Here is an 11756-nt window from a genome sequence, read left to right on the forward strand (position 1 = left end):
CGAAGTATTAAGATTTGAAATCGATTGTTGATTTCCCTGCATATTCTTTCCCTCATTTTGTTTGATGAAAATCTATTTTCAAATCCTAAATCAGTTCATCTATTAATCATCATAACTTGGATCACAATTGTAGTTTGGATAGTTTAAATGGTGATAATTATTATTGGATAAACGTTCTATACTAATGAAATTGATATTTGTATAAATTTTATGTCCTCTAGATATCTATTTTTTATGTTTTCTATATATTTTTTGTACCAGAATTAATAAATGCAGAAATTAAAAACCATGGAGAAAACTTTCTCCATGGTTTTTAAAGCTTTAGTTATTTTTTATTAATCACTCGTTCATGCAAATTAATTCAATGCTTTCGATATAAAACGAACCTTCGGTTTCGCCTATCTCAATTCGTACACGATCTGTATCTGGGAATACATCTACTGTCTTCGTAATATATCCTTCTTCACAAGACGTAAACGTCAATTTTTCTTGATTCTCCTCACAATCCATAAGCGTGACATACCCATTTCCAGGTCCTTCTTTTTTGGCAATAACACGTAAGACATACCCATGATTATGTTGGAGATGGACATTTTGAGATACGCCAGCACTCCAATTAGATAGAACCAATACAGTTTCTTGATTCTCCTCACAATCCATAAGCGTGACATACCCATTTCCAGGGCCTTCTTTTTTGGCAATAACACGTAAGACATACCCATGATTATGTTGGAGATGGACATTTTGAGATACGCCAGCACTCCAATTAGATAGAACCAATACAGAAACACCATCTATTTGTTGTACGTCTGCATTTCCAGTTACATGCCACCCCATTACCCCTTGTGTAAAATCACCATTTTTAATAATATTTCTTGTATCATACAAATAACGCGCTTGTGCCACTCGTGCATCCAACTCTACATAGATRTCATAATTCATACCTGGAACATCTGACAACCAATCATTGTACACATATGGAATCGATTGTACCAAATACTCAGCGTACTGAATTTGAGCGAGTGTCGTATCAAACTGTAAAGCCTCATCTTGTACATTTGTGAATAAAGCATCAATGGCTTGTTTCGCTACATCATATGCTTGTTGTGTTTCCGAACGTTTTGCTTCCATTTGATCGTTCCATTTCTTCTCCATGTGTTTCACGCGTGACAGTGCTTCCCCATCTATTGGCCCTTCTTCAATTACTTCTAAATTATCTAATNGCTTCCATTTGATCGTTCCATTTCTTCTCCATGTGTTTCACGCGTGACAGTGCTTCCCCATCTATTGGCCCTTCTTCAATTACTTCTAAATTATCTAATGATGCGTATCCATCTGGAGAAGATATTTTAAACATGACCCAAACCCCTATATTTTCATTTGTATCTAATGCCCCTGTATCAATAGTGAAACTAAATTGATGGGAATCCTGACATACGACATGCTTTTTCCCTGTATCATATTGGCATGAATACAACATATCAGAAGTGTTCCCAATGTTAGCCGGCACAGCGGACGTCTCACAACGATTAGACCCTTCACAATCAAAGGTAGAAGGATACAGATAGTTTAAATCAGCTGGAACATTCATGATGGCATCAATTTCTTCCCCATAGCGTGAAACCACTAGTTCTACATCTTTACTACTTCCTACAAATCCCCTTACTAGGTAACGTGTATACGGTTTTAATTTTGATTCATCAATTTTTTGGAACATTTGGATACGGTTGTTGTTCACCATCATATAATTCATTACAAACAGGCCTAGAAGATACATACGGGATATCAAATGGTACATTCATGACTGTATCTATTTCTTTTCCATAGCGTGAAACCACTAGTTCTACATCTTTACTACTTCCTACAAATCCCCTTACTAGGTAACGTGTATACGGTTTTAATTTTGATTCATCAATTTTTTGGAATATATAGGTCGGAAATATCGTACCATCAATGTCTCTCGCCCCAGACATATGAAGGTAATGCCCTTTAAAAATAGGATCATCTTCTTGAATTGTGATATTATCACTTGTTGTCCAACCAAGCGTAGCCGATTCAAAATCCCCGTTTTGAAGTACATTTCGAGATTGACTAAGTTGTTTCGCATTTTTAACTTCATCTAATAACAGCATTTTTTCTTTTGGATATAATTCTTCAGAAATACATTCCACAAGATTTGCGGCTTGATCTATGTCATAATCTGTCGTTCCAATGTTTAATGCATCTTCGCGTCATTTGTAAACAGTGCATTCACAACTTCNATTTTTAACTTCATCTAATAACAGCATTTTTTCTTTTGGATATAATTCTTCAGAAATACATTCCACAAGATTTGCGGCTTGATCTATGTCATAATCTGTCGTTCCAATGTTTAATGCATCTTTCGCGTCATTTGTAAACAGTGCATTCACAACTTCTCGTTCTGATTCTAAATTTTGGTTCTCTGTCTCATCTAATACAGATTGAGTGATTGGAATAATTTCGATTCTGTCAATAATCACTTGATTATTTGAAGTCATGTTTAATGGTTGAATAGCTATAGTTATCAGTTGATTAGAAGATAATCTCATCGGTACAATTGCATCAAAAGGATCTTTGTATCTAAACTCTTCATATTTTAAATCTGTAGGTATTATATTATTAGGTCTTGAAAACGTAGATTCTGTACTAATCGTTGTTCCTCTAGAAACTCCTTGTAATACATATGATACATTCAATACAATTGGACTATTTGCAGCATAACGTATGCGTAATCCGTAACTTCTTGTAGGATCATTAAAAATACTTGTTTTACATTGAATCTCCATTCTGCCTGATAGAGTACCATTGCTTGTAAGAGCAACTAGATCCCCCCCTGTATGACCAGGTCCCTTGATTACTTTAGCTGTTGCATTCAAGAAGTTAGATTTTACGGCCGGAACTTGTGTGATAGCATCTGTGTATATTTGATTATTAGGGTCAACAATCTTATGTGTCCAAGCAAATGAAACCCTGTTACTGTTATAATCTATAACATCAGTTTTTATATAGCTTAAAATATGCGTATAATCATTTACAGTTGGTTGATTAGGTGTGTTCTCATTTGTTGAAAATCCAAAAAATGTGGTCCTTAAACCTTCAGGAGTTGGTGTTATATTTGAATTATAAGAGGCAAGAGTACCATCAATTTTGTAGAAATCCATTTTTGTAACTCGATTAGAGGGGGAGCTAGTATCTGTGATAGAAGTTTTATAAACATTAGAATTAAGTTGAATTTGATGAGTAAGATTTGAACCAAAACCAGAACTTCCATAAATTCCACTTTCTTGCATTGCAGAAGAATTTGTATATGAAAACCCAATTTTATTGGCAGATAAAAATCTTAAATCTTGATATATAGTATTGGTCCAGAAATCTACTCTCTTTAGCCAAGTGAATAAATGAACATCTCGTGTAAGTGCTGCCTCCAGTGCTGCTATAGATTTACTAGAAGGAGATTCTACTAAAGCTGTATAAATCTCTCTTGTAAATTCTGTTTTTGATAGTTTCGTATTATCTATTTTGTCCGCAGGGTATCGACGTGGATCATAACTGGCAAAAAGAGCGAGTATATCTAATACTTGAATAGTCATCTCTCTTTTATAATCATTAAACGTAATCCATTGTCCATTAGATTTATTTCTAAGTACATCTAAACCTTTATTATACCATGTAATGCTATGTGCAATATATTCTTTAGTGTACTGCACCATAGTGTTATATAGTTGGTCACCAGCACTACGTGCTAAAGACCATTCTTGTGCATTTATGAGGCCATCTCTTATTAAAAGTAAATTGAAATTTGCTACTTGTGCGTATATTGGTAATAACAATAATTCATAACCTACTAAGTTGCTAAAATAAACTGCGGTCTCTCGAAGTTTGGCACTGGTTAAGTTAAATTGAGTTATTACTGCTGTTCTATAGGACTGGTTATTAGGCTCTCTTTTCCAAGTGTTAAATTTAGTTGTATATTGATCTAAATAATCTTTCACAACCGTCATTTTTGCATTTGCATCTGTTCGTACATAAGCTGTTACAGTTTGATCAATAAGATTCCCTGTATTGGTCATGAAATCATTCCAAACTCTTTCAGGCGTTGGAGTATTAGTCGGCCAAAGAATAGGAAGCACCGCGCTAAGTACGGTTAAGACAGTACCTGCAGGTGGGTTTACAAATTTAAGGATAGCTCCAGCTACTTTTAAAGCGGTACTAACTGAAGAAGAATTAATCGCAGCTGGATTAACGCCATACTGTTGGTTATTTTCACACATGGCTAGCCAATCTTTATAGTTCGTGTTTTTCATTGACCCTTGTAAGTCATTCGCTAACGGATAGCCTGAATTCATATTTATTCCTCCCATATTCACATTGGATACAATCTTTTTCTGGTGTAACAAAGATTGATATAAACTATTTTGAATTCATACGATTTAAAAAGACCAAAAGTGCAAATACATATTCCTTGAAAAAATTGATACGGATTCCTATGAACAATTCTTATCTAGACCTTGTATAATTCATATCATTATATTAAAATATAAAATTAACGATATGTTCCAATACTCAATCTACACATACAGTCTCTGGACAATTTACAGAAATCTTTTTCAACTTATATACAAAAAACAAAACATTCCTTTCTATATTATAGACTCACTAATCCCAATCATATTTCTGTACCAATATAATTATTCCATTTTTATTTGACCATATTTTTTCACTTCAAAATAATTTTCCATACATATCGTTAGTGGTTATCAAGCATCCAAAATAATATATTGTTCGATATTCAGAAAATTCAAATCGATTTTCGGGAGTATACAACAAAAAAACAGCTATAATAACAATCCAAAGATTAATAAATATATACCTTCAAGTTATTGAGGTGCGACGCCCTCTATAAAGGGAGTTTTTTCTTTATCTTATTCCATGTTATATTGGGTACCTCTCAAATAAATACACTTATGGTCTTGATTTTTATACTATCCTAAACATCCCCTTTACTTCTGGTTATAATTTTTCGCATCTTCCTCTAAAGGCTGTACGGGAATAATTATAGATTATGCATCTGTTATCTTGCCATCACATATCAATGAAACTAATAGCTCATACCAATGTCCCATGATTTCCCCCCTTCTCTAAGTATCATACATAGATTATTCTTATTTACCGCTTGCTCTCGTAGTTTTTGAAGATAGGTGCGCGTCTATAGCTAATTCCAATTTTTTTCGAAATCGAATAATCGCAATCCTTACTATAAAAAAGGGCCGGTAGTAACATTTCTTTTGTTTTCCCAGATGCGAATAAACAAAGAAATCAATTAGCACGCAAATAATACATGGTCAATAACAACTTCATATTCACGGTTATCATTTGGCTCTGTAAAATAGTTGTTAGTCCTCCTTAAAAAATCATACAAATCCCCATACTTAACACAATATGTCAACCCCTTAGACTTTCTCTAATTTTTTTATGTACATATAGACTAGCTGAAAAAAATAAAAAAAACGTTGTCGAAGAAAGGATTCTTTTTGCTTTCTAAAGATAATGAGGTTATTTGTAGAAATATTATTAAAGGAATAGATACATAGAATGAGAATATTTAAAACTACATCTATCATATATCTGTGTTAATTGTATTAAACATAATAATTACATAGATAATGAAGGAGGGGAGTCTATATAAAAAAGATATGAACCATTGTTAAAAAATAATTGATGCTTGAATATCAATTATAGTCAAGGCTAAGAGTTGATATCGTCTTAAACTACTACTTTAGACCGTACGTTCGGAAAATAAATAGTAATTTAAAAGGGGGATTATTAAAATATGCACCTTAATAATTTGAATAATTTTAATAATTTAGAAAACAATGGTGAATATCACTGTTCAGGACCTATTATTAAAAAACCGTTTAGGCATATTGCATTAACAGTTCCATCCAGTGATATAACTAATTTTAATGAAATTTTTTATGTAGAGCCACAATACATTGCTCAAGCAATTCGTTTAACAAATACATTTCAAGGAGCTATAGATCCACTTACCTTAAATTTCAATTTTGAAAAAGCTTTACAAATTGCAAATGGTCTTCCTAATGCAGGAGTTACAGGAACTATTAATCAAAGTGTAATTCATCAAACAATTGAAGTTTCAGTTATGATTAGTCAAATTAAAGAAATTATTAGAAGTGTGCTAGGGCTCGTTATCAATAGTGCTAATTTTTGGAACAGCGTAGTATCTGCTATTACAAATACATTTACAAATTTAGAACCTCAAGTAGATGAAAATTGGATTGTTTGGCGTAATTTATCAGCTACTCAAACAAGTTATTTTTATAAAATTTTATTTTCTATTCAAAATGAAGATACAGGTAGATTTATGGCAATATTGCCTATAGCATTTGAAATTACTGTGGATGTTCAAAAACAACAATTATTATTCATTACAATAAAAGATAGTGCACGATATGAAGTTAAAATGAAAGCTCTTACTGTAGTTCAAGCTTTAGATTCTTATAATGCACCCATTATAGATGTATTTAATGTTCGTAACTATAGCTTACATCGTCCAAATCATAATATTCTTCAAAATCTGAATGTTAATCCAATAAAATCGTAAGATTTTATAAAAAAATAACTAGAAATAGCCATAGTACTTTAGAGAGATAAATAAAAATAATTCTATTAGGAGCTCTTTGTATTAAGATGTTTTACTTCTTTTCAAACGCGCTCAAAATTTTTATCCAGTTTACTAAAAAAATGAAGAATCTAAACTAGATAATATTTTCTTTTTTTCAGCGCGTTGATAAACGAGGTCAATTTAACTCCGTCTCTTTTTAGTAATACTTGTTAATTAATTATTTATTTATCTGTTCGAATAACTATGTAGCCAAACCCTCTGCGCATAAAATAATACGAACGTTTTGAAAAATAACTAGCATATATATTAAATCGACTTATTATAACATATGATGAAAATAAAAGAGGACCTGGGTATGGGTATGTTACGCTCATGGATTGTTAGGAGAATTAAGAAAGGCTGACGTTTACGTCTTGTGAAAAAGGATATATTACGAATATTGGAAACCCTAAAGGGTTTCTCAGCACTCTAAAAATCCCCTTATTAAAGATAAGGGGATTTTATAAAAGTTATTATAGTAACTCAGCAATTTAATTTTGTAAGAATCGTCGCATCTCCATTTCTGTTAATCCTGAAAATTTTGCAATATCTTCTATTGCCATTCCATTTTTATGCATACCACGAATAAGCTGCATTTTTCCTTTTTCGATACCTGTTTGCTCCGCATAAGCAAATTTTGCAGCTTCATCCATTAAAACTTTTTCTCTCGCTGCATACGCTTGGCGGAAAGAAGAATCTTGACTCATACGTTCCCATTTATTCATTGCTTTTTGTAAAATTGGATCTTGGTTCATGGCAATATCCTCCAATGTTTGGGTTAATTTTTCATCTTCATTTGCTGTGAGTAATAATAACCAGCGAACAAAAGAGTCTTCCCAAGGATTAATTTGTTCATTACGCCATTGCTGCATTAGCTTGGGAATCTCCACAATATGAATTTCTATATCATCACTTAATACCTGTTGTTGTTGCTGATTCCATAAGATTCCTGTTGTATGAAATGCTTCATGTTTTGGAAACATCTCAAAGTTTAATAAATTAATCGTGATTGTTTGATGAAGAAAACTATAAGGCATCCCCTTTTGTAATTGAGAAGTATACAATCTTCCCCAGTAATATAAGCTTCTTTTAATCATATCGTGATTATTATTAAGCTGTATTTCTACATTTACCTTTGTTCCTGTATCTAATGCCGCTGAAATATCTAAAATTGATAATTGATAATTTATCTTCTTCATGCTCCCGGTGTAAGTACGGATCTTCTAATTGTAAAGAAACAATTGATGATTCTAATGAATTTTGTAACATGGCATTTAAAAAAGCAACCAGAATATCTTCATTTCCACTTGTACCAAATAATTGTTTAAAAGCAAAATCAATTCGTAAATTAACTAATTGTTGGTTGAACATGGGTTTTCCCCTCCCCATCTCATATGATGTTTTTCTATTATTGTACATAAAATAGTGGTAAACATGCAAAACAAGCTCTTATGTACATTGACATAAGGGCTTGTTTTACCACATATATAATTAACAGATTAGTTTGTTTTCATAGAGACTAAAATATTGCCTACTTTAAGAAAAACTCACATTTAGTATACAAAATAACTGCATAAAAGCCAATATAAAAATTCATATGCTCCATCTTGTCATGTGAACTAGAAACTTCTCCTCATGTAAACAGAATGAATATGGGGGACAAATTGGTTCCTATCCAATTTATAAAAATATACTTTTTCTATCTAAATACGAGCTGTAGACTATTTTTTACAGCTCGTATTTCAGCACTTTACCATCAGTCATAGGACATTATACACACGTACATGTTTTTGTGGCTTTATTTATAGTACTGCAGAGAAATATCCCATTAAATACAAGCCATTACAAAACGTAGATTCTACAAATCTGTTATTGTATACATTAGAGTGATTTATATGAATTATACTCAATTTTATCAAAATTAAGTGCATCGTAAGGAGTTATACGAAATGGTTCTGTTGTAAAGTTTTCTGCAGTAAGATAAATTTGTAAAATTAATGAGGGGAATAATTAAATATTTTAAAGAGACATTTTTCAAGAAAAATATTATTTTGGTAGCCGTTGGCTACATCCATAAGATTTCGAACCTCCCTTCTTACTTTCCATAAAAAGGAACAAAAGAAAATCATGCTCCACATCAACAAAAACACAGCCTTCGAATAGAATCCATCTGTCCCGCTTAAACTGAATTACAGAATTTATTAACAATTAAATGACAAGGATTTCGCATTTTTGAATTTGTTTAATGTAAAAAATTTTACAACAGAACTATTTATCTTAATAATCGGATGACTTTCTACAACTACATAACTTTAATATTGATTTAGTTTCTTCTAGTTTGAGCTGTAACAGCATTTCTTTTTTTATTACTGTTTTGAGAGTATCTACCGTGCTCTCGTTAGTTGCCAACAATTGATCAAGCGATACTTTTCCCTTTTTAAATTCAGTCACAACTGCTTGAACCTTTTCACCTTCTGCATTAATTACGTGGGCTAGTCCTAATTCTTCTAATCCAATTGATGCTAAGATAATATTAATTGCCTGCTCACGAGTTATATCCAATCCTTCTGGAATATTTGGAATTCCCATTTATTTCACCCCTCATTTATATTTTGGGACCATTTAAATTTGACAAGTAGTAAACATTATATTCACTACTATGCCCATATATGCAAAAATAGTTCTTTCAGAAGATACATAAGGGACAAAAGAGCTTTAGAACATATTGATTTCTTTGATCGTATGTGAAATATAACGAATAGCTTAACATCCTAAAAATTTAAGACAATATCGCTTAATGCGTGAATAACTCTAATAATTCAAGATTGACTTTAACATCCTATCCACTTAAATTACTCCTATATTTTTCTATTACTTTAACAAAGCCTTTATGGCCAACCGCTACCAATTTAATATCTATTTTTGAATTATTATCTTATAAAACTCTCTATACATGATTCTCTTCATTAAACTCTTTTACATGTTAGCTAAATTTCAAGTACTTTATTATATGTTACTACATATAATAAAGTACTAAGAGAAGAGGAGCGATGGATATGGTTAAAGTTTGGTTAGATGCTGGACACGGTGCACATGATTCAGGTGCCGTTGGGCATTCCTTATTAGAAAAGAATATTGTGTTAGAACTTGCTTTATCTACATATGAATATTTAAATGAACATTATGACGATATCATAGTAGGTATGACTAGATTTAATGATACATTTAAAACTCTTCAAGAAAGATGCAATATGGCCAATCGGTTCGGCGCAGATATATTTGTCTCATTCCATTGTAATAGTGGTGCTACAAACGGTGTTCCCGGTAATGGATTTGAAACATTTCGTTTTCCTGGTACTACAGGTGATACACTACGTTTACAGCAAGTGACACACCATTCTATCTTTTCTTTTTATGCTAAACATGGACTTCGTAATCGAGGAATGAAGGAAGCTTCATTTGCCGTTTTAAGAGGAACAAACATGCCGGCTGTTCTAACAGAAAACTTATTCATGAATCATACTGAAATATTAAAATTTAATAATGCCACTTTTCTATATCATGTTGCTGAAGCACATGCACATGGTATCGCTGAATACTTTGGATTAAAGCCAAAAGTAGATAAAAATAAATTGGTACCCATTTATCAGATTCATCTCGGAGATTTTAACAGTATCGAATGGACTGCTGATACTTTGCGTAAAGTAAAAGAGATTTTTCCAGGCTATGGAGTTTGGACAAAATGCCTTGAAGGTAATGCACATCGCATCATACTGGGAGATTTTAGCGGTGAATCATGGGCTGACGATACTTTATCACAACTACAAGGAAATTTTCCAGACTATGGGGCTTGGAAAAAAAGATTAAATTAATTTCCCACACCGAATATTCCCATGAAATTAAGAATTAAAATTTAAAAATTCTCCTTTTACTTTAAAATTTATATTATAGAACTTTTAAAAAGATATAAGGTCTGGCTACAGGCAGCTAGATTATATTCAGCTCTTAATAAATTGCCGTAATTTGTTATGTGCAAAAAACAGGAGTTTTAAATAGCAAACTCCTGTTTTTTTACATGCAATAAATTAAACTTATTTTTTATACTAAGAAATAGAAGGTGGCGAAGATGATTGTATTAGCGATTTAGCTTCTTCTAACTTAAATTGTAATAACATTTCCTTTTTTATTACCGTTTTAAGAGTTTGGGTTACACTTTCATTTGTAGCTAATAATTGGTCAAAGGTAACTGTTTCTTTTTCAAATCCAGCCACAACTGCTTGCACCTTTTCGCCCTCTGCATTAATTACGTGAGCTAGCCCTAATTCTTCTAATCCAATAGAAGCTAAAATAATATTAATTGCTTGGTCTCTAGTAATATCTAAACCTTCTGGAATTGTTGGCATCCCCATTAATATCATTCCTTTTCACTTTATTTATAATCATTGTATCTTGAAATATTATATGTAACAGCTATTCCAAAGGTGCAGGGGGAATAAATTTAATCCAAAATATTTTTATGAAAATTCAATTCAGTACATGAAATTACAAGACTACCAGATCGTATATTTTAAAGGCAAACATATCCAACAAGTTATTAACGTTATATCATCTGGATAATATTGTTATTTTATTTTTTAATTACTTTGATGTATCACAACTGAAACAAACTAGTTGTTCCATTTCACAAAAATTAATATTATCGGAATTTATAAACTTTTCTGAAAAATAGTATGGAAAATACACGATTCTGATAAAAAAACAGTCTCACTATTACTATCTTTTCTAAATAGTTAAAAGAGAATATACTTTATGCCCATATAACTTATTGTACAGTTCATTATGTAAATGTTCCCTGCGTATGTGTTATCAGTTGACTACACATCAACGATTTCAAGCATAATTTGGAATTCAAATACCATAAAAAAAGATAAGCTTTATACCTTCTAGGGGTACGGCAACATCGCCATCAAGCTAAGGAAAAGGAGATACCCCCAAACCGAATAAAATAGGGGTATCTCTTTTTATATATCTAACTCTATTTCTTTGCTCATGC

4 protein-coding genes and 5 pseudogenes are annotated in these 11756 nt (G+C 31.9%); 2 read left to right on the plus strand and 7 right to left on the minus strand.

Going from position 1 to position 11756, the window contains the following annotated elements:
- Positions 1 to 435: 435 nt before the first annotated feature.
- The 4 pseudogenes from ASE54_RS37240 to cry4Ba form a co-directional block, all read right to left on the minus strand.
- Positions 436 to 1222, minus strand: a pseudogene (locus tag ASE54_RS37240) (hypothetical protein); the annotation flags it as partial.
- Between the two features lies 1 nt (position 1223).
- Positions 1224 to 1717: pseudogene (locus tag ASE54_RS37245) on the minus strand (pesticidal crystal protein cry4Aa); the annotation flags it as partial.
- Between the two features lie 55 nt (positions 1718 to 1772).
- Positions 1773 to 2219, minus strand: a pseudogene (locus ASE54_RS35205) (pesticidal crystal protein cry4Aa); the annotation flags it as partial.
- Between the two features lie 42 nt (positions 2220 to 2261).
- Positions 2262 to 4367 (minus strand): annotated as a pseudogene (cry4Ba, locus tag ASE54_RS24380) (pesticidal crystal protein Cry4Ba); the annotation flags it as partial.
- A 1484-nt stretch (positions 4368 to 5851) separates the two neighbouring features.
- Between cry4Ba and ASE54_RS24385 the strand changes: the two are divergent.
- Complete coding sequence (locus ASE54_RS24385; protein ID WP_000550493.1) at positions 5852 to 6643, plus strand: type-2Ba cytolytic delta-endotoxin; 792 nt, start codon at positions 5852 to 5854, stop codon at positions 6641 to 6643.
- Between the two features lie 551 nt (positions 6644 to 7194).
- Here the strand turns inward: ASE54_RS24385 and ASE54_RS24390 are convergent.
- Positions 7195 to 8074 (minus strand): annotated as a pseudogene (locus ASE54_RS24390) (Rpn family recombination-promoting nuclease/putative transposase).
- Positions 8075 to 8980: 906 nt separating this feature from the next.
- Positions 8981 to 9292, minus strand: coding sequence for a hypothetical protein (locus ASE54_RS24395; RefSeq protein WP_000512651.1), 312 nt, complete (start codon positions 9290 to 9292; stop codon positions 8981 to 8983).
- A gap of 467 nt (positions 9293 to 9759) precedes the next feature.
- Here ASE54_RS24395 and ASE54_RS24400 point away from each other — a divergent pair, with 467 nt between their 5' ends.
- Positions 9760 to 10575 (plus strand): N-acetylmuramoyl-L-alanine amidase, encoded by an 816-nt coding sequence (locus ASE54_RS24400; protein WP_000241640.1) that lies wholly within the window; start codon positions 9760 to 9762, stop codon positions 10573 to 10575.
- A gap of 231 nt (positions 10576 to 10806) precedes the next feature.
- Here ASE54_RS24400 and ASE54_RS24405 read toward each other — a convergent pair whose 3' ends face one another.
- Positions 10807 to 11112 carry a hypothetical protein gene (locus ASE54_RS24405; RefSeq protein WP_000525745.1) on the minus strand — a complete coding sequence of 102 codons (306 nt, stop codon included), beginning with the start codon at positions 11110 to 11112 and terminating at the stop codon, positions 10807 to 10809.
- Positions 11113 to 11756 lie beyond the last annotated feature (644 nt).

This window comes from Bacillus sp. Root131 (assembly GCF_001429475.1).
Lineage (GTDB): Bacteria > Bacillota > Bacilli > Bacillales > Bacillaceae_G > Bacillus_A > Bacillus_A thuringiensis_S.

What these genes read in the sequence shown, in the direction of transcription:
- ASE54_RS24385 (WP_000550493.1), top strand. Translation starts at nt 5,852, where the DNA reads ATGCACCTTAATAATTTGAATAATTTTAATAATTTAGAAAACAATGGT.
- ASE54_RS24395 (WP_000512651.1), bottom strand. Translation starts at nt 9,292, where the DNA reads ATGGGAATTCCAAATATTCCAGAAGGATTGGATATAACTCGTGAGCAG.
- ASE54_RS24400 (WP_000241640.1), top strand. Translation starts at nt 9,760, where the DNA reads ATGGTTAAAGTTTGGTTAGATGCTGGACACGGTGCACATGATTCAGGT.
- ASE54_RS24405 (WP_000525745.1), bottom strand. Translation starts at nt 11,112, where the DNA reads ATGGGGATGCCAACAATTCCAGAAGGTTTAGATATTACTAGAGACCAA.